We start from the raw sequence: 25,260 nt of genomic DNA, 5'->3' as shown, positions 1-25,260 counted from the left end.
CTGCTTTAAAGCTTAATAAATCTAGTGCTTTATAATAAACTTTATTATTATATATTATCTATTATTATATTCCCCTTGTTGCTTCCTTTAACCAGTCTAATTCTTGTCCATCTAAATGAGAACTTAGTTTCTTATAGACTATACTGTGATATTCATTTAACCAATTTTTTTCTTCGTCTGTTAACATATTAACTTTAATTCCTCTTAAATCTATAGGACAATAGGTTATAGGCTCAAACTCTAAAAATGTGCCAAATTCTGTTTCGTTGTGTTTTCTTACTACTAACATATTCTCTGTTCTTATGCCATGTCTTCCCTCTTTATAAATTCCTGGCTCATTTGTAATAACCATTCCTTCTTCTAATTTAACTGTATTAGGTATCATACTAAAACTTTGAGGTCCTTCATGAACATTTAAAAGAAATCCTACACCATGACCTGTACCACATCTATAATCCAATCCTCTCTCCCAAATAGGTTTTCTTGCAAGAACATCTAAATTAGAACCAGTAGTTCCATAAAGGAATACAGCTAAGGATAAATCTATATTTCCCTTTAAAACTGAAGTGAAATCCATTTTTTCTTCTTCTGTTAAATCTCCCAATACTATTGTTCTAGTTATATCAGTAGTTCCATCTAAATATTGTCCACCTGAATCTATTAGATAAAAACTTCTTGGCTCTAAATTAGTTTTATTTTCTTCTGTTGCTTTATAGTGCATCATTGCAGCATTAGCTCCATAGGCTGATATGCTATCAAAACTTATACCTAGATTTTTATCCATAGACCTTCTTATTTCTTCTAGCTTATCTGATACTAAAAGTTCATCCATTGGAATCTTACCTATATTAGAAGTTAACCAATAGATAAATTTAACCATAGCTACGCCATCTTTAACTTGACAATTTTCTAAATTCTCTAACTCTACTTTATTCTTTATAGCTTTTAATTCTGTTGTAATATTTCTTCTATCCTTTATTTTTAATCCGTCTGGAATGGATTCTTCTAGCCAAACATTAGTTTTTGCTCCATCAAAAGTTATCTTTCCATCTTTATTAAGGGTCTCTAAATCATTTTTTATATCATCGTAGTCTTTTACATCTACTCCATTTTCTTTTAAATAGTTAATTATAGTATCATCTATTTTTCTTTTATCTATATATAAAGTACAATTATCCATTGACATTAATAAATAACTTAAGAAAACTGGATTATGAGGTACATCATCTCCTCTTAAATTTAAAAGCCAAGCTATGTCATCTAAAGAAGCCAATAAATAATCTGTTAATCCTTCTTCTTTTAACCTTTCCCTAACCTCTTGAATTTTTTCTTTAGCCGCTTTTCCGGAATACTTAACATCATGAATAAATAATTTACTGCAAGGCATAGAAGGTCTATCCTTCCATATTTTATCTATTAAGTCATCTTGAACTTTTATTTTTATTCCCTTAGCTTCAAATTTTTCTTTTAATTCTTCAAAGGTTTTATAGGATATAACTTTTCCATTAAACCCTACTATATCATCTTTTTTTAAATTTTTACTTATCCAACAGGAAAAATTATCTACTCCTGGAACGCCCCACTTTTCTACTATATATTCAGTTCCTTTAGTTTGTTTATCTGCTTGTATATGATATCTTCCATCTACCCATAAATGAGCTTCTTTATCTGTTATAACTACAGTACCTGCTGATCCGGTAAATCCAGATATCCATTCCCTACATTTAAAATAATTACCTACATATTCACTTAAGTGATTATCACTACTTGGGATTATAAAAGCATCTAATCCCTTTTCTTTCATTAGATCTCTTAGTTTACTTATCCTTTCATTTATATTCATACTTTAACCCCCTTAGTAAAATATTCCATTAATATTATTATACGTTTTTATACTACTTATTAAAAGCTTTACTAATACTTTTATATAAATAACCCCTAATCTATTGTATTCTTTAAGTATTTCTAACTTTAAATTTCAAAATAAAAATGTGTTAATTATGAAAACTCATAATCAACACATTTTATAGTTTTAATATTTATTATTTTCCATTCATTATTCCTAATTTATCAAATATTATAAATACTAAGTTTAAAGCTATTGCTACTACTGAAGCTAAAGCCATTCCTTTAAGCTCAAAAGCCGTTCCTGGTAAAGATAGCTTAACTCCACTTAAGCCTATTATTAAAATTACTGATGTTAATATAAGATTTCTTGATTTTGAAAAATCCACCTTTTGATCTATAAAGGTTCTTAATCCTGATGTTGCTATTGTTCCAAATAATAATATTGAAACACCACCAATTACCGGATTCGGAATACTTCTTATAAGTGCAGATAATTTTCCAGAGAAGCCTAGTATTATTGACAATACTCCTGCTCCGCATATTACATATGTACTATATACCTTAGTTATAGCCATTACCCCTATATTTTCACCATAAGTAGTTGTAGGAACTGATCCAAAGAATCCTGATATAATAGTTGAACATCCATCTCCTAAAAGTGATTTATTAAGTCCTGGATTTTTTGATAAATCTCTTCCTACTACATTGCTTGTTACAGCTAAATGTCCAATATGTTCTGCTATTACAACAAAAGTTGCTGGAAGTATAATCATTATTGAATTAATATCAAACTTAGCTATATGAAACTGTGGTAACACAAAAAAGTTAGCACTATTAAATTCTGAAAAATTTACCATACCTACTGCCCAAGCAGTTAAGTATCCAATTGTAACACCTATTAGTACAGGAATTACCTTTAAAAATCCTCTTAATAAAACTGATGATAATATTACTGCTGTTAATGTAATCATAGATACTAATATAGCCTTAGGGTCTATTGTAGATGCTGTTAAACCTGCCATATCTGCCGCTGTTGGTGCTAATTCTAATCCTATTATTGTAACTATAGCTCCCATAGCTGCTGGTGGAAATAATTTATTTATCCATCCTATTCCTAATACACCTACTAATAATGCTACTGCTGAAAATACAACACCAGAAATTACAAAACCACCTTGAGCATATTGAAATCCATATCCATTACTAATTAATAATGCTGTTGGTGCTATAAATGCAAAACTTGAACCTAAATAAGCTGGGATTTTTCTTTTAGTTATGATGGCATATAATAATGTTCCTATACCATTAAAGAAAAGAACAGTGGCTGGATCGATGTTTAAAAGAATTGGTACTAAAACTGAAGCTCCAAACATTGCAAATAAATGTTGAATGCTTAAAGGTATTGCTTTTCCTAAAGGAACTTTGTCCTCTATACTAATAAAATCCTTTGTTTGATTTAAAGATTGTTCCCTAGATGTTTTTGCTGTTAATTGCATATGTATCCCCCTTTTTAGTCTCACTGGACTAGTTTAAAAGTTTATATTTATTATAAAAAAAGACTTCTTACAACTGTAAGAAGTCTGCATAAACAGATACAAATATTATAACTAAATCTCTCCTTACAGCCTCTCTGGACTAGTTTAAAGGTCTTTTTTCATTTCTTTAATTATATCATAACACATTTTTGTTTCAAGGTATTTTTTGATAATATTATTTACACTGCTTTTTTAAGTTATTATAAAGATATTCTAAATGACTTATATCAACTTCATTGTCATCTAATTTTTTTAATCTTTCCTCTACTCTAGCTAAGACTTCCCTAGCTTCCCTAAAATCCTTTGCTTTTATACTAGTATTAGCATAAGTAATTAAATAATCAACTTTAAGTACATCCTCTGCTAAATTTTCTTTATCTTCATTAACTAACTTAACTAAAATTGCATATACTTTAGGAGATGTTTTATCCTTATATGTTCTTAATAAGTTATTATTAGCGCTATTTCTTTTTCCCATATAATTCACCTCTTATTCTATTATATATTTATTGATTATTATAAGCCAAAATAAATTAATTCTCTATAAATTATAATAATAATTTTACTACAATTAAAAATCATTATTATTTAACAATGTCTAAATTTTCTATTGAATTTTAAATTTCATGCTGATATAATATGAACATGGTTCATAAAAATATACTTTTTCAGAGGAGGTCTTATATATGCTTATTTATGCAATTATATTTATTACATCAGCTTTAGTATTTTATACTATAGGAGTTTGGAGCGAAAAAATTCAAGGTACATTAAAACTTTGGCATTTAATATTCTTTTTACTAGGACTTATTTGCGATACAACCGGAACATATCTAATGGGTCAAATAGCTTCTTCAGGCAATATAGGTATTAATTTTCACGCAATCACTGGAGGACTAGCTATAATTCTAATGTTAATACATGCTATATGGGCAGGTATAGTTTTAGCTAAGAAAAATACTAAAATGATGATTAACTTTCATAAATTTAGTATTATAGTATGGATTATTTGGTTAATACCATTTTTATCTGGGGCATTAGTCCATGTTGCCTAATAATATAAAATAAAAAAATGTAACTATTTCTAAAAAGTAATGTTATAATAATATTTGTTAATTGAATATTATGCTACTAGGGGTGCGTAATGCTGAGAATTACCCTTATAACCTGATCTAGTTAATACTAGCGTAGGGAAGTGGCTTTATATAGCATAGATTATATTAATTTTATTAGAAATTTTATATTTTTTGTTATTTAAACCACTTTCTTTTGAAAGTGGTTTTTTATATTTTAAATTTTAGGGGGATTATTTATGAAAACATCACAATACTTATATGAAAGTGTAAAAGATATCTGGGAAGATTGTTGTAATCATCCTTTTGTTCAAGGCATTGGTCATGGAACTTTAGATATAGATAAATTTAGATTTTACACAGTTCAAGATTACTTATATCTTTTAGACTATGCCAAAGTTTTTGCTATGGGTATTATAAAATCAACAAATGAAGAAACCATGAGAGAATTCTCAAACATGGTAAACGACATACTAAATAATGAAATGAGTATACATAATGGTTATATGAAAAAATTAAATATAACAAAAGAAGAACTGAAAAATTCTAAACCTTCACTGTCAAACACATCTTATACAAGCTATATGCTGTCAAAGGCTACAACTGGTTCCTTAGCTGAAATAGCAGTAACTGTATTATCCTGTGGATGGAGTTATCAAATTATCGGAGAAAGATTAAGTAAGATTCCAGGGTCTACTGAACATGAATTTTATGGTGATTGGATTAAAGGATATACATCTAAATCATATAAGGATACAGTTATTTGGAATATAAACTTATTAGACCAAATAACAGAAAACTGTCCAAAAGAACAACTTGAAATCTTAAAAGAAATATTCATAATAACAAGCAAATATGAATACATGTTTTGGGATATGGCTTACAAAAAGGAGATGTAATAAATTATGTTAACATTCAACAAAGTCACTTTTAAATACTCTAATAGTAAAAAAGACATAATTAAGGATTTATCTTTTAAAATAAATAAAGGTGATTTTATAAGTATTATAGGCTCTAGTGGCTGTGGAAAAAGTACTATTTTTAGATTAATATCATCTTTAGAACAACCTTCTACTGGAAGCATTTACATAAATAATGAAGATATAAAAAATCTAAAATCTCCTATAGGCTATATGCCTCAAAAAGATTTACTTCTTCCTTGGAGAACAATTTTAGAAAATACCTGTCTTCCATTAGAAGTAAAAAGAATCTCTAAAAAACAAGCTAAAAAACAAGCCGAAGAACTTTTAGATAAATTTTCCCTTTATGAATATAAAGATAAATATCCTAAAGATTTATCTGGAGGTATGAAACAAAGAATTTCTTTTATAAGAACACTTCTAACAGGTTCTCAAGTGTTACTTTTAGATGAACCCTTTAGTGCTTTAGATGCAATAACAAGATTATCTCTACAAGAATGGATACTAGATTAATGGTATAAATATAATAAAACCATTTTATTTATAACTCATGATGTTGAAGAGGCTATGTTTTTATCTAATAAAATATTTGTTGTAAATAATAATCCTATAACAAATTTAAAAGAAATAAATATCCCTCTTCAATATCCTAGAAATAGAAAAATGCTCGAGGCAGAAGAATTTTTATTACTAAAAGATAATCTTATAGAAGAATTAAAACAGAAGGTGATTTTATGAAAAAGTATACACCAGCAATAATAATTTCAATAGTTTTATTATTAGTTTGGGAAGTATTAGCTAGATATATTAATGCTATGTATATATTACCTTCTCCTTCAAAAATAATTGAAGAAACAATAAAATTTAGAAATGTATTATTTACAGTTCATTTAAAAGCAACTTTATCAGTTACAATAATAGGATTATTTATTGCAGTAATTTTAGGTGTTGGGTTGGCAATATCTATGGATTTAAATAAATCTTTAGAAAGAGCTTTATACCCATTAGTTGTAGCTACTCAAACTGTTCCAATCACTGCTTTAGCTCCATTATTTGTATTATGGTTTGGCTATGGAATTTGGAGTAAGGTAATAGTTACAGTTTTAATTACTTTTTTCCCAATTACAGTTAACGTTTATGATGGCTTTAAGTCTACAAAAAGAGAGATGGAAGAGCTTTTATTAACTTATGGAGCTTCTAAAAAAGACATATTTATTAAATTAAAACTTCCATCATCATTACCTTATTTTTTTTCTGCATTAAAAATGACAGTGCCTATAAGTTTAATTGGAGCAGCTATTGGTGAATGGTTAGGTGCTCAAGCAGGCCTTGGTTACTTTAGTAAAAGAATGATGACTCAACTTAATGGAGCTGGTGTTTTTGCTCCGATTTTAATTCTTTCACTTATAGCAATAGTATTAGTTTTTATAGTAAATATATTAGAAAATAATCTAATAAAATTGAGGAGCGAAATCTAATGAAAAATTTAAAATACTTAGTTATGGCATTTATATTACTAATTTCTTTAACTCTTGTATCTTGTAATAAAGATGATAAGAAAGTTAATTCAAAAGATAATCTGAAAGAGGTAGATTTAGTTTTAGATTGGTATCCTAATGCAGTACATAGTTTTATATATAATGCTATAGAAAAAGATTATTACAAAAATGAAGGATTAAAAGTTAATATAAAATTTCCTTCTAATTCTTCGGATCCACTTGCCTTAACTGGAGCAGGTAAAGCAACTTTAGGAATATATTATCCTCAACATTTAATTAACGCAATAGCAAATGAAGGTGTTCCTGTTAAATCTGTTGGAGCTATAATTCAATCTCAATTAAATGTTGTTATATCTTTAAAAGATCAAAATATAAATAGGCCAAAAGATTTAGAAAATAAAACCATAGGATCCTCTGGGGACCCATTAACTGAAGCTGTAATTAAGGATATGATAAAGAATGATAATGGTGATCCTAATGGAATAAATTTAGTTGATATAGGTTTTGATATAATATCATCTATGTCTACTAAAAGAGTAAATGCTACTACAGGTGGAATGGTTAATCATGAAGTACCTGTAATGATTAATAAAGGCTTTGATGTTAATTACTTCTACCCTTGTGACTATGGAGTTCCAAACTCATATGAATTAGTATTTGTAGCTAACAATAATACAATAGATAAAAATCCTGATATTATAAAGAAATTTTTAAAAGCTTCTAAAAAAGGTTTTGACTATATGAAAAATTGCCCAAATACTTCCCTTGATTTATTATTAAATAATCACCAAAAAGATAACTTCCCATTAACAAAGGAAATAGAAGAGGAGAGCATGAATATATTATTACCTAAAATGGAAAATGAGAATTCAAAATTCCTTTCACAATCTTCAGATGTTTGGCAACAAAATATAGATTGGCTTTATGATAAAGGATTTATAAAAAATAAAATTTCTGTAGATGATGTTTTTATAAATGTTGAAACTGATCAATAATATATAAATAAAAAACTATAAAATTAGCTTTTTAACAATTACCTTTTAGTTTATATAATTAAATAATCTTTCAAAATAGATTCCATATTATAAAAAGAACTATAAAGAAATTTAACCTTTCTTTTATAGTTCTCTATTTTTTAATAATATTTATAAAATATATATTAAAATATTTTATTTTTTAATAGTAATGTTTTTATTTTATCTTAGATATATATTCTCTTAAAATTAACGCTGACTTATTAAATTTTTCTTTTTCTTCATCTTTTAAATCTAAATCTATAATAGATTCTACTCCATTTTTCCCAATTATAGCTGGAACACCCATATATATATCATTTTGTCCATATTCCCCTTCTAATAAAGTTGAAACAGGAATTACTTTATTTTCATCATGGAATATTGATTTAATTATTCCAACTGCAGCACCTGCTATACCATAATATGTTGTTCCTTTTCTCTTATATATTTCCCATCCTGCTTTAGCAGTTTCCTTTACAATGGAGTCTAAATCTAATTTAGATAAAATAGGATTTTCTTCCTTTAAAGATAAAAATGACTTACCTGCTATAGTAATTTTTGACCATGGTACCATTTGTGAGTCTCCATGTTCACCTAAAGAAAATCCTTGTATAGATCTTGTGTCTATATTATTTAAATATCTTGAAAGTATGTTTTTTAACCTAACAGTATCTATAGCTGTTCCTGTACCTATTACTCTTTGCTTTGGCAATCCAGATATTTTCCATACATAATAAGATATTATATCTACAGGATTAGAAACTAATATAAAGAAACCATTAAATCCTGATTCCATAATAGGGTTTACTATAGAATCACATATTTTAATACTTACTTCTAAAGTATCTAATCTTGTTTGACCTGCTTTTGGAGGTGGTCCTGCTGTAATTATAACAACATCTACATCCTTACAATCCTTATATGTACCTACATTTATTTTAGTCCTTAAAGGCATATATTCTACAGATTGAGTTAAATCTAAAGCTTCACCTTTAGCCTTTTCTTCATTTATATCTATCATAAGTATTTCTTCACATACACATTGATTTACCAAAGCATATGCGCAGCTAGATCCTACTAATCCACATCCAACTATTGCAACTTTTCTAGCCTTAACTGACATAAAATCACTCCTTTATTAAATTACTATATTAAATTTAATAAGTTATATACTTGGCTATTTTATTCTTCAACTATATAAGTTTTTAATAAAAATATTATTTAGATAATATTTCACAACCATCTTCAGTAACTAAAATCATATGCTCCCATTGTGCTGATAAAGATCCATCGCCAGTAAAAGCAGTCCATTCATTATCTGCATCTACAAATACTTGATATTCTCCTTGATTTATCATAGGCTCTATAGTAAATACCATTCCAGGAACTAAAACCATACCTTCTCCTCTTTTACCAAAATGATAAACAAAAGGATCCTCATGGAACTTAAGCCCTACACCATGACCTCCAAAATCTCTAACTACAGAGTATCCATTTTTTTCTGCATGTTCTTGTATAGCTTCTCCTATATCACCTATATATCCCCATGGTTTTACTTGCTCTATTCCTTTATATAAACATTCTTTAGTAACTTCAACTAATCTTTTAGCTTCATCACTTACATTTCCGATCATAAACATTCTTGAAGCATCAGAATAATAACCATTATAAATAGTTGATACATCTACATTTATAATATCTCCATCTTGAAGTACTATATCTTCACTAGGTATTCCATGACATACCTCCTCGTTAATTGAAGTACATACACTTTTAGGGAATCCACAATAATTTAAAGGAGCTGGTATAGCACCTTGAGCTACTGTATAATCATAAACTAGCTTATCTATTTCCTCAGTTGTCATTCCTTCCTTTATATTTTCAGCAACTAAGTCTAAAACTGCATTGTTAATAGCAGCACTCTTTTTTATTCCCTCAATTTGTTCTTTATTTTTTATTATATCTCTTGAAGGTACCTCAATACCTTGAGCTTTTAATAAAGCTAATTTTTCATCCATTTCCATGTGGCATTTTTTGTACTTTAATCCACTTCCACACCAGCATTCATCATTTCTACTTAATTTCATTTAAATCGCTCCTTATCATAATTAGCTATATTTATAAAAACTTTAATATACCTATATTATATACCTTTATAAATAGTATTGTTCAATTATAAATATTATAATATAGTTTCTATAATAAATTTTATACTATATTTATAATTATTATCTAAATAAGTTATTTAAAAAAGATAAAACTAAATTACTAAAAGATCTACATATAATATATTAATTAGTAAATTTAAAATTAAAACCAATATATTATAGTATTTATTTTTAATGCAATAGTTCTATTTAAATATAATCTTAATAATAAAAAAACCTTTATTCTTTAACTGCACCAAAATATAGTCCTTTTATTAAATATTTCTGAATTAATATAAATAAAATAACTACAGGTAATTATGCAATTACTGATTATGACATAAATTTATTCCAATATGTTTGATATTTTTTATATTATTAATTATTCAAAAGAATCTTCATTTATCTTTTCTATTTACACTAAATTCACATCTAACTAATACAAAAATAAGAATATAATTTTAAAAGATTACAAAAATACTTTTGTTACATTTTAATTAACTAATTTTTATCTAAATGCAACATACTATAGGCAATATCTATTAATAAAAATTAATCTATAGATTTTGCCTATTTTTAATCCTTAAACACTTTTCTTATAATTAAAATATGATTTATATACCTTAATAACTAAGTGATTTATAATTATTTTATATATATTAAGTATATATTTATATATTGCTACTTATATAAACTTTTTATAGTAATTTAATATACTATACATTAATTTTAATCATATTAAGAATTTCAATAAATATTAAGTATTTCTATTGAATAGGAGAATTTATATGAATTTTAAATATGGACTATTTAATTCCTATTTTAAGCATTACAAGCATAAAGAAAATATGGTAACATTTAGTAAAAATTTGGGTTTATCTCTTTGTAAAGGTGAAAAATTTGCTTTTCAAATCTTAATTAGTTGTGATGAGGATTTTTGCTGTAAACTTGGCAATTCAATGGATATAAGTTATAAGGGTTTAATTAATAGTTTAAGATTTTCCGTAAAAGATAATAGCTACTTAAAAAATATAAAACTATCTTTTTTAGGTTATGTAGAAGATGATAATAAAAATTTACTATCTGATCCTATATTAAATAATAAAACATTGTTAATTAATAAAAATGAATATCAATCCATTTGGGTAGAAGGATTTGTTCCTAATGATTCAAATATAAGTAACACTACTTTAGAAATAGACATTTATGAGAGCAAGGATTATTTGAAAGAGAAAATTCTTTCATCTATAAAGGTTAATATAGAAATATTAAACATTTCTATCCCTAAAATTTCTGAAAGTGATTTTTTTCTAGACTTATGGCAGCATCCAAGCAACTGGGCAAGAATGTATGATGTTGAATACTTTTCTGACGACCATTGGTTTATTATAGAAAATAACCTAAAAGAACTAGCCTCATCAGGAGCTAAAGTTATAACCTTAATAGTTTCTGATTATTCTTGGGCAGGGCAAGGTTGCTATAAAGAGTTTAAAAATCCTTCTAATTTATTTGAATTAAATATAGTAAATGTTTATAAAGGCAATGATAATCATATTTATTGTGATTTTACTAACTTAGATAAATATTTAAAACTTTGTTTTAAGTATGGAATAGATGCTGAAATAGATATATTTGGAATTATAGGTAACTGGGATAATTTTAGTTTTGGTAATCCATTAAAAGACTATAAAGATCCTATAAGAATTTCTTATTATGATGAAAATGAAAAAGCTTATTCCTATATAGATTGTAAAGATGATTTAAAAGAATACTTAACTCAATTATTCAATCATCTATATAAGTTAAATATATTTGATAAAGTTAGAATAATTAGTGATGAACCTAATAATTCCGATTTATTTAAAGAATGGGTTAATTTTATTGATAAATGTGCTTTAAATAAAAACATAAAATTTAAATGCGCTATTCATAATCAAGAATTTTATGAAAAATTTAACGAAAATATTCAAGATATTTCATTAAACACATATGAAATAATCAATAATATAACTTCTATAAAAGATTTAGGTGATAAACTTTCTTCAAAAAACGGAAAAGCCACTTGGTATAGTTGTTGTTTTCCTAAAAAATTAAATACTTTCTTAGAATCACCACTACTAGAAAGTAGATTAATACCTTGGTTTACTTATTATATAAACTTTCATGGATTTTTAAGATGGGCTTACGCTATCTGGCCTAGTAATCCATTTAAAGAAGTTAGTTATAAATATCCTAATTGGACAGCTGGAGATATGTTCTTTGTTTATCCTGGTAAAAATATGAAACCTATTTCTTCAGTAAGATGGGAAAATCTTAAGTTCGGTATCCAGGATTATATGATTTTAAAAATTATGGAACAAAAAGGGTTAAATAGTGATTATATAAGAAATCAACTAGGTTCTTTGTTAGGAAATAAAGAAGATATGAAATGTCTTGAAAATAGGCAAATAGACTTTAATTATTCCTTAGATGGTGAAAATTATATTAATCTTAGAAATAACTTAATAAAAAGCCTTAATAAATTATAGATTTCTAATTATAAAAATTTATAATCCTCAAAGAGGTATTAAATTTATAAAAAAAAATAATTCTTAATGATTTTTATATGATAACTCCAGTTAAATCAACTGCTTTTATTTTAGGGATAGGTAAAGGAAGAAACATTAAAATATAATAATTGCTGTAGTACCTGTCCTACATCTTGTAAATTTTAATAATCATTTTTTATTTCCTTTAAAAATTGTATGGAAAGATTTATATAATCTCCCTATACAATTTTTTTCTTTATTAGTATTTAAAATATAAAATTAAATCTATTTTATATATTTAATCTTTTTATCTAGCTTTAATAATATTTCAAAAAATGTACATATAAAAATAGCAATTTCTTATAGAAAAAATTATTTATTTTATTAAATTCAAAAAAATATTAAATTGATAATGATTTTCATTTACATTTTGATTCTTATATGCTATATTATTTTTAGGCTTAATTTATCGCGGCAATCTTATAAGGAGATGATAATTATGTCAAAAATGATGGGTCCTAGATTTAAATTATGTAGAAGATTAGGATTAAATGTGGTTGGCCACCCAAAGGCTATGAAAAGATCTACTCCAGGTACTGCTAGAAGTGATAAAAAACTATCTGCTTATGGAACTCAATTGCTTGAAAAGCAAAGATTAAAAGCATATTACGGAGTAATGGAAAAACAATTTAGAAATTACGTGAAAAAAGCTATGAAGGAAAAAGACCAAACTGGTTATGCCTTAATAAAAAAATTAGAATGTAGACTTGATAACCTTACTTATAGATTAGGTTTTGCTAACTCAATAAGACAGGCACGTCAAATGGTTGTTCATGGTCATATTTTAGTTAATGGGCAGAAGGTAGATATTCCTTCCTATAGCGTAAATATAGGAGATATAATTTCTTTAAAAGAAAGATCTCAAAAAAATACAATGTTTAAAGATAATTTTTCTTTAAATTTATTAAATCAATATCCTTATATATCTAAGGATGAAAATACTTTTTCTGGAACACTTTTAAGATATCCAAAAAGAGATGAAATTCCAATTGAAATCAATGATGTCTTAGTTGTAGAGTTTTACTCAAAACTTTAAAATTAAAATCACGTTATATATATAACGTGATTTTTCTAAAATAAAGGAGGCTCTAATCTTGAATCAAATAACAAAAGATGACTATGCAAAAAAGCTTTATAAAGAATATTATTTTTGGGAAAATAAAATCATTAAAGAATCTCCGTTATGGAAGGGACATTTTAATAATATTCATATAACCACAAACTCTAAATTTATATACACAGGAATATTAGATACTAATAAAAACATTTTAAAACATGGATGGGCTGTTTATCCTAATATATATACTCTTTTAGGTTTTATACAGCACGTTTTCCTACCTACAGCCTTTTTTACATGGTTTGATAATTCTTATAGTGATTTTTCTATACCTCTTTCAAGTTTTACAATAGTCGTTAATGAAGTAAAAAAATATATTGATTCAAAAGAATCTTCTATAATAGAAATGGAGAATGATTATAAGTTTTTAGATAGTTTATGGAATTTTGATAAGGAATCTATTACTTTAAAACTTAATAAATTTTGCAAAGAATTTAATGCAAAATGGGATGATGATCCAAATAAAAAGTTATTTATAAAGGTTTTTAATCACCCATCAGATATCTTTAATTTTATAAAGGATTCTTTACTTTGAGATTTGAAGAATTTATAGAAGAAGAAATCTCAATGAGCTTAGAAACACTTAAATTCACTTGTGAAAACTCTATTAATTCACCGCTATTAAACAAAAACTTTATTAATATATTGAATAATAATATTCCTATATTATTTTAATTTTTTCACAAACTCTACGATATAATTATTATATTTACATATTAAATTTTATCTTCCTAATTATAAAGAGCCATCTTTTATAAAGATGGCTCTAACTTATTATGCAGATATTTAATATAAAAATACTAAGAATTAAATTTATTATCTTAAATTTTAAAATAAATTTTTATTTTATTAAACTTTCTACATGACCTTTAACCTTAACTTTTCTATATATATCTTCTATTTTCCCTTCTTCATCAATGACAAAAGTACTTCTTTCTATTCCAAGTACTTTTTTTCCAAACATATTCTTCTCCTTCAACACATCATAAAGTTTACAAACTTCTTGATTTTCATCTGATAGTAAAATAAATGGTAATTCGTATTTATTTATAAATTTATCATGTGATTTTAAAGAATCTCTACTTACTCCTAGTATAATAGTATTATTATCTAAAAATTTTTCATAATTATTTTTAAAATCCTGAGCTTCAAGGGAACACCCTGGAGTATTATCTTTAGGATAAAAATATAAAATCACCCTTTTACCCCTATAATCACTTAATTTGTGTTCCTTGTCATCAGAACCCATTAGAGTAAAATCTGGAGCTAACATTCCTTTTTCTAAAATTATATTTTCCACAATACCACCTTCTACACCTTCTATATAATAACTATTATTATATAATAAATTATTTTATAATTCAATTTTACTATAAATTTTAATAAAAGCAAAATAAGCCAATCATTTATTATAATAGATAATAAGTGATTAGCTTATTTAAAGAGAATATTTTATAATTGATTTTAAATATAGTAATTTAGAAATTTGAATTTATTAATATTTATAATAGAATTTTATATAATATAAATTATTACAATAATTATATAAAATCATTACCAAAATTTTATATTAACTTTTAAAATAAATATTGATTTTTTACTTTTTATATGTTTAAACAAATTAATTTTATAAACTTATTATCTAATTTCCCTAGTTGATTCTATACTTTTATGCATACCTATAGGCTTAACATTAAAGTTTGATCTATATTCTGTTTCTGCCCAGAATATATTATCTGCAACTAGCGCTTCTGGATTAAGTTTTACTCCATCTAAAATTATTTCTTTAAACTTATGGTATCCGGCCCTATCTATTAAGTGTCCTCCATGTAAATATTCTGGTTTATAATCTAATGCCCATTGAGAGAATTTTTGCCAATTACCAAATACACCCAATACCACTTCCTCAGTTGCAAAATTTATAAATGTTTTACCCATTCTTGGAGTTTGTTTACCTGTTCTACCACCTAAAACTATTCTATAATATTTTTCAGGCTTTCTAGTCCAAGCACTTGTTGGACATGCAAGAACACATTCTCCGCAACCAACACAACAACAAGCATCCTTATCAATTGTTCCTCTATCATTTAAGCTTAATACCCTAGTTGCATGGTGTTGACAAGCCCTAACACAAGCTCCACAACCTATACATCTTTCTGGATGATATACCATTCTAGCTTGTCCAATAACCCCAAAATCTTGGAAATGCCCCTTACCACAATCATTTGGACATCCTGATACAGAAACCTTTATATGATAATTTGAAGGAAATATTATTTTCTCTATTTTTTTAGCAAGTTCCTTTGTATTTACATTAGCTTTTATACAGTGAGTGTTTCCTATACAAGCCATAATATTTCTAGCACCAATTGTCGGATATCCGTTATCATCAGGCTTCATATTACAATCACATTCCTCTACCTCTACTTCTTCTAAGTAGTCTTTAATAAAAGCATTTACTTCTTCTATTTTTTCATATTTTATTCCTGGGATATTAAAAGTTTGTCTCATTCCAATATGAAATGTACCATTTCCCCATCTCTCAGCTATTTCTTGAACTGTTCCAAGATATTTAGCATTGGTTGTACCCCCAGGTACACGCATTTGAAGCATAAATTCTCCTGGCACTTTAGATTGACGATAACAATTAGTTCTTACCTTTTTAATATCTATATCATGATTCATACATAACACCCCTTCTAATCTAATAATGTTTTTGCCTTAGTATAATTAAATACAGGTCCTTCAAGACAAACATAAGTTTCATCTATTCTGCAATGTCCACATTTTCCAACTGCACAAGACATCTTTCTTTCAAAAGAAACCCATATTTTTTCTTCTGTAACTCCCAATTTTAATAAATCTAAAGCTGTGAAATGCATCATTATTGGAGGTCCAACTATAATTACTTCATAATTATCTCCAAAATCTTTAAAAGGCAATTTTTCTAAATGGGCAGTAACTACTCCAGTTTCCCATCCTTCTTTTTCACCGTTATCTAAAGTATATATTGTATTAAATCTTTCTTTCCATTTTTCTAATTCTTTATGAAATAATATTCCACTTTCATTTTTAAATCCAAAAATTAAATCTAAGTTCTTAACGTAACTTGGATCATCATAAAATTTATTTATCATACTTCTAACTGGAGCAACTCCTGTACCACCAGCTATTATAACAACATTTTTTCCCTTAAATTTTTCTAAAGGCCAACCAATACCATAAGGTCCTCTTAAGAAAATAGTATCCTCTGGCTCTAATTTAAATAATTCATCCGTAACTTTACCTACAGCACGAATAGTAAAATCTAAATATCCATCTCCAATTCCACTAACTGATATTGGAGCTTCTCCAAATCTTGGTATAGATATTTGTAAAAATTGACCATGTTTTGGAACTATGTCAGTTTCTACTCTAAATGTACGTTCTATATTGCTTTCTTTTGTTATATCAATAATTTTACATGGTTTTGGTGTTAATACATTCTTACTCATTATTATTCCCTCCACAAATTTCTTCTACTGCTTTAGTTACCTTATTAATAGTTGCTGTAATCGAAATATTTTCAGGACATCTATCTGTACATCTTCCACAACCAACACACATATGATTATCTCCAAAAGTTTTTTTATAATCATGTATTTTATGAAGTACCTTATATCTCATTCTATCACCTAAGGTATTTCTAAATTTGTGTCCTCCTGCCATTTCATCAAATCCGTCTACATGACATGAAGCTGCTACTCTTCTTCTTTCTCCAACTTTTCCATTTTCACTATAAGCTATATCTTTAGTTGTAAAGCATGTACATGTACTACAAGCTATCGTACAACTTCCACATCCTATACATCTCTTGTTATATTCTTCCCACATAGGATGTTTCTTTAATTTTTCAAGTACCTCTTTATCTTTTATCTCAGGAATAGTAACTTTTGCCTTATTTTCTTTTATAAATTGAAGAGTAAAGTCTGCTTTTTCTGAATCATTAAAGTAATTCTTAAAAGAATCATCATTTACATTAAATAATAGAGAATCATCTGAGAATCTAACTGCTAAACTATAGTTATTAGTTTTATTACTTCCCATTGATGCACAAAAGCAAGTGTCCCAGCCTTCAACACATTCCATACATACAAATTTTACTCTATCTCTAACTCTTTTATAAAATTCATCTTGAAAATTACCATTACTTAAATAAATTTTATCTTGTCTTTCTTGAGCATTTATATCACAGGGTCTTGCAAATATTAATATCTTTTTATTGTGGGGCATTTTACTTTCACGGAATTCATCTTCTGTAAAATAATATAAAGTTTGATTTATTGGTGTAACTACTTCTTTTGCTGGATATGTAGATTTCTCTTTATATACTATTTCTTCTATTAAATTTATTTCATCGTATTTTATTATATCTGTATCTGAATATCTACCTTGTTTAGTAAATCTTTTTGGTGCATAAATTTTATACTCTTTTTTAAGTTCCTTAAACAAATCGTTAACTTCTTGGAATTTTAACTTATATCCCATGTTAATACCTCCAAAATTTTTATTAATTTCTAAATAAACTTTATTGTGTTTTTTTTAACAACTTTATAGACTCTATGTCTTGATGTTACTCCTATTTTTTATATAATTCCAATTCAAAATATTTATATAAATAATAAGCATTTAGTTATATATAAAATTAAAATACTCCTAATTTTTTAAGTGTATTTCTATATAAAATTCCATTAAAACAATAACTATTATTTAAAAACCACTTAGAAAATCAAAAACCACTGATAGCCCTTATCAATGACCATATATAGTTATCTAGAGATATTGTTATTACTTTTATAAAACATAAAGTTTATTATAAGTATAAAAAACTTTTATACAACTAAAAGATTAACTTATTAACTATAAATATAAAAAGGTCAAGATTATATCTTGACCTTTTTTGTTGCTAATAATTTTATAAAAAATTTATATATGTTAATATTAGTGATTTTATATATTTATAAATTCTACTATGATTTATAAAAAGATTTTTATAATTTTTTAACAAATTCAGATTTTAGTTGCATAGCTCCAAAACCATCAATTTTACAATCAATATTGTGATCCCCATCAACTAAACGTATATTTTTTACCTTTGTTCCTTTTTTTAATGCAGATGAAGCTCCTTTTACCTTAAGATCCTTAATTATTGTTACAGAATCCCCATCGTTTAATATATTTCCATTTGAATCTTTTACAACTAACTGTTCTTCATCATTTTGACTTTCTGATTCTAAAGTCCATTCATGAGCACATTCTGGACATATTAAAAGATTTTCATCCTCATAAGTATACTCTGAATTACATTTTGGACAGTTTGGTAGCTTTATCATTATTTTATTTCCTCCATTTGTTCATTTTAATTTATAAGAATTATTATGAAATTCCTTTTAAAGTTTAATAAGATATAATTATAAGTTTAAAACTCATACAACATAATCTTTTCCTTATATGCTAATATAATATATCATAGTATTATTATATTAGCAAACCTTCTTTATAAGCTTGATCAAAGTATAATTTATTAAATTTACTTATACTGATTTATAAGGTTTTAATAACTTTACTTACAAAATTTATTACCATATAAAAATATATTTTATATGTATATTTTTATATTATTTATTCATATAAAATACTCTACTATATATAATTAATAATCTTCTACAAGCATTTGAATTTGACAATTATATGATTCTACATTAAATAAATCATTAAATAATTCTACCTCTATAAAACTTTTAATCTTTAAATTATTTTCTTTTGCATAGTCTATCATTTTTCTTATACGTTCATCCTCATTTTTGCTATTATAAACTAAAGTTAGATATTTACCCTTAGGTAGTATTTTTATATTATTTTTAACTTTTATATTGCTACTTTCTTCAAGTCCACTAAAAACATATCTTGGTTCTATATCACCATCTGAATTAATCTTATATATAATTCCTCTCTCTAAAGATATTCTCAAATTATTATCTTCAATAGTTTTTTCTAAATCTGAATAGTAAAGTAATTCTTTTAAACTCCCTGCTTCTTTACATGGAGCTGTAATTACATAACGCTGCTCAAAAAATTTAATGGTTATTTTATTATTTTTCAATATATTTTTAGAATTTTCAACGCTTATATTTAATATATCAATATTTTTAATTATTTCATTCATTTTTGTTATATTTTCTTCTGCTTCACTTCTTTTTAATTTCAAAAATTTTAGTAATTTGTCTGTGTTACAATCCTTAAAAATTTGTTGAAGTTCTACTATACTTGTTCCTAACGCTCTACAACCTTTTATAATATCTATATAAATAAATTGATCTATAGAATAATATCTATAACCTGTATATTTATCAATATACCTCGGAATGAGAATCCCCATTTTATGATAATATCTTAAAGCCTTTATTGAAATTTTCTTAATTTTAGCAACCTCACCAATAGAAAATAAATTTTTCATTTTAATCATTTCCTTTATATTTTTTATAATATTATACTTGACTCTCCCCTTAGGGTATACATTATTATCATTATAATGTATTTACAAAAAATACTAAATATAATGTTAAAATTATGAAGGGATAGGTGTAAATATGGATAAAGTTATATATAGGAATTTAGAAAAAAAAGATTATGAAACAATTAAAGAATTAATTTGTGAAGCATTTGGCTTCAAGAATTTCATTAAAGATAAAGAACTTTTAAATTTAGCTTTAGATTTCTATCTAAAAGACTGTATTGATGAAAGTTCATTTAGCAAAGTAGCAGAAAAAAATAATAAAGTCATAGGCATTATTTTAGGAAATGCAAAAAAAGATAAAAATCATTTAGAAAAATATAATAATATGCTGGATAAAGATTATACTGAAATTAAATCAATCATGACTGATAAAGAAAATATAATTGCTCTTAAGGAATTTTCAAAAATCAAAGATACTTATAAAGAAATAATAAAAGGAAGAGAGGATTATTTTCAAGGTTGTATACAATTATTTATTGTGTCTAAAGAATCTAGGGGCTTAGGTATAGGAAAAACCTTAATTAATCATTTATTTAATTACATGAAAGATATGGATGTAAAATCTTTATACTTATATACAGATACTAGATGTAACTATGGATTTTACGATAGTCAAAAATTTAATCGACTAGATACAAAGGAAATTTGTTTTAATTCAATAAAAGCAAAGCTTGATGTATTTTTATACAGTTATAACTTTTAATTAATAATATATATTAAAAAAATTCTTAAAAGCTTTATATTAGAATCCTTATATTAGTTACTAGGATTAAAATTAAATACTTATATAATTTTAAAAATTTATATTAACTAAATATAAAGGAAGGCTTTTAAAAGCCTTCCTTTATCTAAATAATATACTTTTTCATTCTATATAAAGAATTTTTATATAATTTCTTTATTATAAAATTAAAAATTGTATAAATTAGATTTTTAAATAATTTATAAATCTCTATTTGTAACTTCCTTAGAAATTCTTTCAATTAAATCTTCTAATTGTGTACTTCCTTCATCGCCATTTTTTCTGCTACGTAATGAAATATTCTTTTCATTTTCTTCTTTTTCTCCAATGACGATAATATATGGAACTCTTTCATTTCTAGCTTCTCTTATCTTGTAACCTATTTTTTCATTTCTATCATCTATTTCAGTTCTTATTCCATTTGATTTTAATTTTTTTACTACCTCTTCTGAGTAAGAATTAAATTTATCTGATATAGGTAATACTTTTACCTGAACCGGAGCAAGCCATGTTGGGAATTTTCCTGCAAAGTGTTCAATTAATATTCCTATAAATCTTTCTATACTTCCAAATATTACCCTATGAATAACTATTGGTCTATGCTTTTCTCCATCACTACCTATATATTCTAATTCAAATCTTTGAGGTAATTGGAAATCTAATTGGATTGTTCCACATTGCCATGTTCTTCCTAAGCTATCTTCAAGATGAAAATCTATTTTAGGACCATAAAAAGCTCCATCACCTTCATTTATTTTGTAATCTAAATTAAGTTCATCTAAAGCATCTTTTAAAGATTGTTCTGCTAAATTCCAATCTTCATCACTACCCATAGAGTCTTCCGGTCTTGTAGATAACTCAATATTATATTTAAATCCAAATATAGAATATACTTTATCAATAAGGTCTACTACACCTTTGATTTCTGATTTTATTTGATTTGGAAGCATAAATATATGCGCATCGTCTTGAGTAAATGCTCTAACTCTCATAAGGCCATGCAATGCACCAGAAAGCTCATGTCTATGAACCCTTCCAATTTCTCCTACTCTCATTGGAAAATCTCTATATGAGTGAGTTTCTGATTTGTAAACTAACATTCCACCAGGACAATTCATTGGTTTAAGTGCAAATTCCTCTTCATCAATTATTGAAGTATACATATTTTCTTTATAATGATACCAATGCCCAGAAGTTTCCCATAATTTTTTATTAAGCATTATTGGTGTTTCAACCTCAACATACCCTGCTTCAGAATGAAGTTGTCTCCATAGATCAATTAAAGTATTTTTAAGCACTACACCTTTAGGTAAAAATAATGGAAATCCTGGTCCTTCAGGCATAAATGAAAATAACTTTAATTCTTTTCCTAATTTTCTATGATCTCTTTTTTTAGCTTCTTCTAAATTATGAAGATGAGTTTCTAATTGTTTTTTGTCTCCAAATGCCACTCCATATACCCTTTGAAGCATTTTATTTTTTTCATTTCCTCTCCAATATGCTCCAGCTACACTTATAAGTTTAAAAGCTTTTGCATATTTTGTAGATAGAATATGTGGCCCTCTACAAAGATCAATAAAATCTCCTTGTTTATATAATGAAATATTTTGCCCCTCTGGTAAATCCATTATTAACTCTATTTTGTAATCTTCATTTTTTTCTTTCATAATTTTGATTGCTTCTTCTCTTGAAACATCTATTCTTTCAAATTTCAAATTTTCACTTACTATATTATTCATTTCTTTTTCAATTTTTTCTATATCCTCTGTAGTTAATGGAGTTTCAATATCAAAATCATAATAAAATCCATTATCTATTGCTGGTCCTATAGCAAGTTTTGCATCTTTATATATTCTTTTTACAGCCTGTGCCAAAATATGAGAGGTAGAGTGTCTAATAACTTCAGCTGCTTTCTCATCATCCCTTGTTATAATATTTACCTCATCATTATTTTTTAACTTATAATTTAAGTCAACTAAGGTTTTATTAACTTCCCCAACTATTGCAGATTTGCCTAAGTTTCTACTTATTGAATTAGCAAGATCAAGAACACTTGAATTATCATTGATTTCTCTTATTGATCCATCATTAAGTTTTATATTTATACTCATTTTTCTACCTCCTATTAAAATTTAAAGTTTTTTATAAAAAAAAGCACCCATCCCAAAAGCTTGGGACGGATGCAAATATCCGTGGTTCCACCCAAATTGAATTAAATCAATTCAATTCTTCTCTATATTCTTAACGACTTTCGCCGATGATATTTCACTAAATATAGCTAATTAATCATAGCTCCAGGATAGTTTTCTTATAGTCATATTTAGAAATACTTGCAGCCTACGGTATTCCCTCTCTAAAAACTGTATTCTATAATACTCTTCCCCTTCTTTACTAATTTCATATAAAATTTTAAAGATATATAAAAATAACTTAATTAATACTTATTATATAGTTTTTACAATATATTGTAAACATATTTATTTGAATTATATGAATTTATTAAAAATTTAATTATTTGCAAAATATTCCTGAAAGCTAATTTTAACCACAACTTTTAAATTGCCTAACTTTAATATTTAAATATGTAAATTTCCCCATACTTAGTAATCTATAAAGGTTTCCATACCTGACAAAGGAAATATTAATGTAACTTTAGTTCCTTTATTAATCTCAGATTTAATACTTATTTTTAATCCTAGTTTAAAACAAAGCTTTTCACATAGATACAAACCTATTCCTGTACTTTTCCCAAATATCCTTCCATTTTCACCGGTAAAGCCCTTCTCAAAAACTCTATTAATATCTTTATCTACTATTCCTACTCCGTTATCACTTATAGTTAACAGTACTGAATTAGTTGTTTTAACTGAATCTATAATTATTATTGGATTTCTATTAGCTGAATACTTTATAGAGTTTCCTATTATCTGATTAAGAATAAACTCAACCCATTTTCCATCACTATATATAAATTCACTAATATCTTTTATGTCCACTTTTATTTTTTTATAAATAAAATCTCTATAATTTTTTTTTACTACATTTCTTACTAAATCATCAAGATTATTTTTTTTTATAATATAATCCTTACTAACATTATTGCTTCGAGAATAATAAAGCACCTGATCTACAAACCTCTCAATTCTATCAAGCTGAAAGTCAATTTTATTAGTTACTTCATTTTCATTATTCGCAATTACTAGTTTTGTAGAGGCTATTGGTGTTTTAATTTCGTGTATCCATGTTTCTATGTATTCTCTATAATCCATTTGCATGTCCTTATAATACTTTATGTTTTCATGCATATCTCTACTTACTTCTTTAAGTATATGGTTAATTTTCTCACCATGAATAAAATTGGTCTCCTTTATTAACTCTGGAAGTAAATACTTTCTATCTAAAGATTGTAATATACTATTAATTTCATTATAATAGCTTTTACATTTAATAAATTCTAAAACCATATATGAAATTAGTGGCAAAAACCAAATACAAAATATAAATAAAATTATAATAAATTTGATATTAATAATAATCAAAATAATTGTTAACACAATAAATATTAATATGTTAGCTATTAAGAACAGCTCTTTATCTTTAGTAAATTCTCTTATATTCATGGCATTATATAACCTAATCCTCTTCTTGTTTCTATTGCATTTTCTATTCCTATCTCTTTAAGTTTTTTTCTTAATCTATTAATATTAACCGTTAAAGTACTATCATCTACAAAATAATCTGATTTCCATAAATACTCCATAAGAGAATCCCTTTTTACTATATTTCCCTTATTATTTATTAGACAACAAAGAATCTTAACCTCATTTTTAGTTAGTTCTAAAGATTTATTCATATATATAACTGTTGCGTTTGAAAGGTTTAATTTAAAATCTTTATAATTTAATATGCTGTTAGTTTTTAGGTTTCCATATATTCTTTTTAATATATTAGTTATTCTAGATAATAATATTTCTAGGTTATAAGGCTTTGTAATAAAATCATCTGCTCCTAAATTCATACTAATTAATTCGTCTACCTCACTATCCCTGCTTGTAACTATTATGATTGGAACATCTGATCTTTTACGTATCTCTCTACATATATAATAACCATGGTGTTAGTATAAAGTAGTGGACACATTAAGTCGAACTAAGTAAAATAATATTTAGTTAAGAAAGGATGTGTCCATTATGAGTAAGGGCAGAAGATATGATCAAGA

The 25,260-nt window shown here is 25.8% G+C and carries 23 protein-coding genes, 1 pseudogene, 1 riboswitch and 1 other annotated feature; of the genes and pseudogenes, 10 read left to right on the top strand and 14 right to left on the bottom strand.

Going from position 1 to position 25,260, the window contains the following annotated elements; translation table 11 throughout:
- Positions 1-64: 64 nt before the first annotated feature.
- The 3 genes from BUA70_RS01425 to BUA70_RS01415 form a co-directional block, all read right to left on the bottom strand.
- Positions 65-1,843 carry an aminopeptidase P family protein gene (locus BUA70_RS01425; RefSeq protein ID WP_072892447.1) on the bottom strand — a complete coding sequence of 593 codons (1,779 nt, stop codon included), beginning with the start codon at positions 1,841-1,843 and terminating at the stop codon, positions 65-67.
- A gap of 199 nt (positions 1,844-2,042) precedes the next feature.
- Complete coding sequence (gene uraA, locus BUA70_RS01420; RefSeq protein ID WP_072892446.1) at positions 2,043-3,344, bottom strand: uracil permease; 1,302 nt, start codon at positions 3,342-3,344, stop codon at positions 2,043-2,045.
- Positions 3,345-3,558: 214 nt separating this feature from the next.
- Positions 3,559-3,861, bottom strand: a complete 303-nt coding sequence (locus tag BUA70_RS01415; protein WP_072892445.1) for a hypothetical protein — start codon at positions 3,859-3,861, stop codon at positions 3,559-3,561.
- 208 nt (positions 3,862-4,069) lie between these two features.
- On the opposite strand from BUA70_RS01415, the gene BUA70_RS01410 reads away from it, so the two are divergent.
- From BUA70_RS01410 to BUA70_RS01390, 6 genes are all read left to right on the top strand, one after another.
- Complete coding sequence (locus tag BUA70_RS01410) at positions 4,070-4,438, top strand: HsmA family protein (protein ID WP_072892444.1); 369 nt, start codon at positions 4,070-4,072, stop codon at positions 4,436-4,438.
- Between the two features lie 68 nt (positions 4,439-4,506).
- Positions 4,507-4,594: riboswitch (TPP riboswitch) on the top strand.
- A 101-nt stretch (positions 4,595-4,695) separates the two neighbouring features.
- A complete protein-coding gene (gene tenA / locus BUA70_RS12955; RefSeq protein ID WP_072892443.1) occupies positions 4,696-5,355 on the top strand; it encodes a thiaminase II in 660 nt (219 codons plus the stop codon).
- Between the two features lie 6 nt (positions 5,356-5,361).
- Positions 5,362-5,889, top strand: a complete 528-nt coding sequence (locus BUA70_RS12950; RefSeq protein ID WP_341457281.1) for an ABC transporter ATP-binding protein — start codon at positions 5,362-5,364, stop codon at positions 5,887-5,889.
- Between the two features lie 54 nt (positions 5,890-5,943).
- Positions 5,944-6,114 carry a hypothetical protein gene (locus BUA70_RS13355; protein WP_341457280.1) on the top strand — a complete coding sequence of 57 codons (171 nt, stop codon included), beginning with the start codon at positions 5,944-5,946 and terminating at the stop codon, positions 6,112-6,114.
- Positions 6,111-6,854 (top strand): ABC transporter permease, encoded by a 744-nt coding sequence (locus BUA70_RS01395; RefSeq protein WP_072892442.1) that lies wholly within the window; start codon positions 6,111-6,113, stop codon positions 6,852-6,854. The genes BUA70_RS13355 and BUA70_RS01395 overlap by 4 nt, the downstream gene beginning before the upstream one ends.
- Complete coding sequence (locus BUA70_RS01390) at positions 6,854-7,870, top strand: ABC transporter substrate-binding protein (RefSeq protein WP_072892441.1); 1,017 nt, start codon at positions 6,854-6,856, stop codon at positions 7,868-7,870. Before BUA70_RS01395 ends, BUA70_RS01390 begins: the two co-directional genes overlap by 1 nt.
- 196 nt (positions 7,871-8,066) lie before the next feature.
- Here BUA70_RS01390 and BUA70_RS01385 read toward each other — a convergent pair whose 3' ends face one another.
- Together BUA70_RS01385 and BUA70_RS01380 are read right to left on the bottom strand one after the other, a co-directional pair.
- Complete coding sequence (locus BUA70_RS01385; RefSeq protein ID WP_072892440.1) at positions 8,067-9,014, bottom strand: L-lactate dehydrogenase; 948 nt, start codon at positions 9,012-9,014, stop codon at positions 8,067-8,069.
- Positions 9,015-9,108: 94 nt separating this feature from the next.
- Positions 9,109-9,978 carry a methionyl aminopeptidase gene (locus tag BUA70_RS01380; protein ID WP_072892439.1) on the bottom strand — a complete coding sequence of 290 codons (870 nt, stop codon included), beginning with the start codon at positions 9,976-9,978 and terminating at the stop codon, positions 9,109-9,111.
- An 848-nt stretch (positions 9,979-10,826) separates the two neighbouring features.
- Between BUA70_RS01380 and BUA70_RS01375 the strand changes: the two genes are divergently transcribed.
- The 3 genes from BUA70_RS01375 (at position 10,827) to BUA70_RS01365 (ending at position 14,278) form a co-directional block, all read left to right on the top strand.
- Positions 10,827-12,566: a DUF4091 domain-containing protein gene (locus BUA70_RS01375; protein WP_072892438.1), complete on the top strand. Its 1,740-nt coding sequence runs from the start codon at positions 10,827-10,829 to the stop codon at positions 12,564-12,566.
- Between the two features lie 499 nt (positions 12,567-13,065).
- Positions 13,066-13,662: a 30S ribosomal protein S4 gene (rpsD, locus tag BUA70_RS01370; RefSeq protein WP_072892437.1), complete on the top strand. Its 597-nt coding sequence runs from the start codon at positions 13,066-13,068 to the stop codon at positions 13,660-13,662.
- A gap of 58 nt (positions 13,663-13,720) precedes the next feature.
- A complete protein-coding gene (locus BUA70_RS01365) occupies positions 13,721-14,278 on the top strand; it encodes a hypothetical protein (protein WP_242977363.1) in 558 nt (185 codons plus the stop codon).
- Between the two features lie 306 nt (positions 14,279-14,584).
- Here the strand turns inward: BUA70_RS01365 and BUA70_RS01360 are convergent, their stop codons facing one another.
- The 6 genes from BUA70_RS01360 to BUA70_RS01335 form a co-directional block, all read right to left on the bottom strand.
- Positions 14,585-15,043: a peroxiredoxin gene (locus BUA70_RS01360; RefSeq protein WP_072892436.1), complete on the bottom strand. Its 459-nt coding sequence runs from the start codon at positions 15,041-15,043 to the stop codon at positions 14,585-14,587.
- A 338-nt stretch (positions 15,044-15,381) separates the two neighbouring features.
- Complete coding sequence (asrC, locus tag BUA70_RS01355) at positions 15,382-16,428, bottom strand: sulfite reductase subunit C (protein WP_072892435.1); 1,047 nt, start codon at positions 16,426-16,428, stop codon at positions 15,382-15,384.
- 14 nt (positions 16,429-16,442) lie between these two features.
- Positions 16,443-17,237 carry an anaerobic sulfite reductase subunit AsrB gene (gene asrB / locus BUA70_RS01350; protein ID WP_072892434.1) on the bottom strand — a complete coding sequence of 265 codons (795 nt, stop codon included), beginning with the start codon at positions 17,235-17,237 and terminating at the stop codon, positions 16,443-16,445.
- On the bottom strand, positions 17,230-18,270 hold the full coding sequence (gene asrA, locus BUA70_RS01345) for an anaerobic sulfite reductase subunit AsrA (RefSeq protein WP_072892433.1): 1,041 nt from the start codon (positions 18,268-18,270) through the stop codon (positions 17,230-17,232). Before asrA ends, asrB begins: the two co-directional genes overlap by 8 nt.
- 503 nt (positions 18,271-18,773) lie before the next feature.
- Positions 18,774-19,115: a zinc ribbon domain-containing protein YjdM gene (locus BUA70_RS01340; protein ID WP_072892432.1), complete on the bottom strand. Its 342-nt coding sequence runs from the start codon at positions 19,113-19,115 to the stop codon at positions 18,774-18,776.
- A gap of 320 nt (positions 19,116-19,435) precedes the next feature.
- Positions 19,436-20,248: a MerR family DNA-binding transcriptional regulator gene (locus BUA70_RS01335; protein WP_244277563.1), complete on the bottom strand. Its 813-nt coding sequence runs from the start codon at positions 20,246-20,248 to the stop codon at positions 19,436-19,438.
- 124 nt (positions 20,249-20,372) lie between these two features.
- Between BUA70_RS01335 and BUA70_RS01330 the strand changes: the two genes are divergently transcribed.
- Entirely contained in the window at positions 20,373-21,002 is a 630-nt protein-coding gene (locus BUA70_RS01330) for a GNAT family N-acetyltransferase (RefSeq protein WP_072892430.1), read from the top strand.
- Between the two features lie 239 nt (positions 21,003-21,241).
- Here the strand turns inward: BUA70_RS01330 and thrS are convergent, their stop codons facing one another.
- The 3 genes and pseudogenes from thrS to BUA70_RS01315 form a co-directional block, all read right to left on the bottom strand.
- On the bottom strand, positions 21,242-23,152 hold the full coding sequence (gene thrS / locus BUA70_RS01325) for a threonine--tRNA ligase (protein WP_083573427.1): 1,911 nt from the start codon (positions 23,150-23,152) through the stop codon (positions 21,242-21,244).
- 58 nt (positions 23,153-23,210) lie between these two features.
- Positions 23,211-23,439: a binding site (T-box leader), on the bottom strand.
- Between the two features lie 202 nt (positions 23,440-23,641).
- On the bottom strand, positions 23,642-24,661 hold the full coding sequence (locus tag BUA70_RS01320) for an ATP-binding protein (protein WP_072892429.1): 1,020 nt from the start codon (positions 24,659-24,661) through the stop codon (positions 23,642-23,644).
- Positions 24,658-25,152, bottom strand: a pseudogene (locus tag BUA70_RS01315) (response regulator transcription factor); the annotation flags it as partial. The pseudogene BUA70_RS01315 and the gene BUA70_RS01320, both read right to left, overlap by 4 nt.
- Between the last annotated feature and the right edge of the window lie 108 nt (positions 25,153-25,260).

It is taken from the genome of Clostridium fallax, from assembly GCF_900129365.1.
GTDB classification, from domain to species: Bacteria; Bacillota; Clostridia; order Clostridiales; family Clostridiaceae; genus Clostridium_AH; species Clostridium_AH fallax.
The sequence above is the reverse complement of the archived record's forward strand: the minus strand, read 5'-3'. Positions and strand labels throughout refer to the sequence as shown.

Coding starts and splice junctions, on each gene's coding strand:
- tenA (WP_072892443.1), top strand. CDS start 4,696: ATGAAAACATCACAATACTTATATGAAAGTGTAAAAGATATCTGGGAA.
- BUA70_RS01380 (WP_072892439.1), bottom strand. CDS start 9,978: ATGAAATTAAGTAGAAATGATGAATGCTGGTGTGGAAGTGGATTAAAG.
- BUA70_RS01395 (WP_072892442.1), top strand. CDS start 6,111: ATGAAAAAGTATACACCAGCAATAATAATTTCAATAGTTTTATTATTA.
- BUA70_RS01375 (WP_072892438.1), top strand. CDS start 10,827: ATGAATTTTAAATATGGACTATTTAATTCCTATTTTAAGCATTACAAG.
- BUA70_RS13355 (WP_341457280.1), top strand. CDS start 5,944: ATGTTTTTATCTAATAAAATATTTGTTGTAAATAATAATCCTATAACA.
- asrA (WP_072892433.1), bottom strand. CDS start 18,270: ATGGGATATAAGTTAAAATTCCAAGAAGTTAACGATTTGTTTAAGGAA.
- BUA70_RS01340 (WP_072892432.1), bottom strand. CDS start 19,115: ATGATAAAGCTACCAAACTGTCCAAAATGTAATTCAGAGTATACTTAT.
- BUA70_RS01410 (WP_072892444.1), top strand. CDS start 4,070: ATGCTTATTTATGCAATTATATTTATTACATCAGCTTTAGTATTTTAT.
- BUA70_RS12950 (WP_341457281.1), top strand. CDS start 5,362: ATGTTAACATTCAACAAAGTCACTTTTAAATACTCTAATAGTAAAAAA.
- BUA70_RS01330 (WP_072892430.1), top strand. CDS start 20,373: ATGGATAAAGTTATATATAGGAATTTAGAAAAAAAAGATTATGAAACA.
- BUA70_RS01335 (WP_244277563.1), bottom strand. CDS start 20,248: ATGATTAAAATGAAAAATTTATTTTCTATTGGTGAGGTTGCTAAAATT.
- BUA70_RS01385 (WP_072892440.1), bottom strand. CDS start 9,014: ATGTCAGTTAAGGCTAGAAAAGTTGCAATAGTTGGATGTGGATTAGTA.
- BUA70_RS01320 (WP_072892429.1), bottom strand. CDS start 24,661: ATGAATATAAGAGAATTTACTAAAGATAAAGAGCTGTTCTTAATAGCT.
- rpsD (WP_072892437.1), top strand. CDS start 13,066: ATGTCAAAAATGATGGGTCCTAGATTTAAATTATGTAGAAGATTAGGA.
- uraA (WP_072892446.1), bottom strand. CDS start 3,344: ATGCAATTAACAGCAAAAACATCTAGGGAACAATCTTTAAATCAAACA.
- BUA70_RS01425 (WP_072892447.1), bottom strand. CDS start 1,843: ATGAATATAAATGAAAGGATAAGTAAACTAAGAGATCTAATGAAAGAA.
- thrS (WP_083573427.1), bottom strand. CDS start 23,152: ATGAGTATAAATATAAAACTTAATGATGGATCAATAAGAGAAATCAAT.
- BUA70_RS01390 (WP_072892441.1), top strand. CDS start 6,854: ATGAAAAATTTAAAATACTTAGTTATGGCATTTATATTACTAATTTCT.
- asrC (WP_072892435.1), bottom strand. CDS start 16,428: ATGAATCATGATATAGATATTAAAAAGGTAAGAACTAATTGTTATCGT.
- asrB (WP_072892434.1), bottom strand. CDS start 17,237: ATGAGTAAGAATGTATTAACACCAAAACCATGTAAAATTATTGATATA.
- BUA70_RS01415 (WP_072892445.1), bottom strand. CDS start 3,861: ATGGGAAAAAGAAATAGCGCTAATAATAACTTATTAAGAACATATAAG.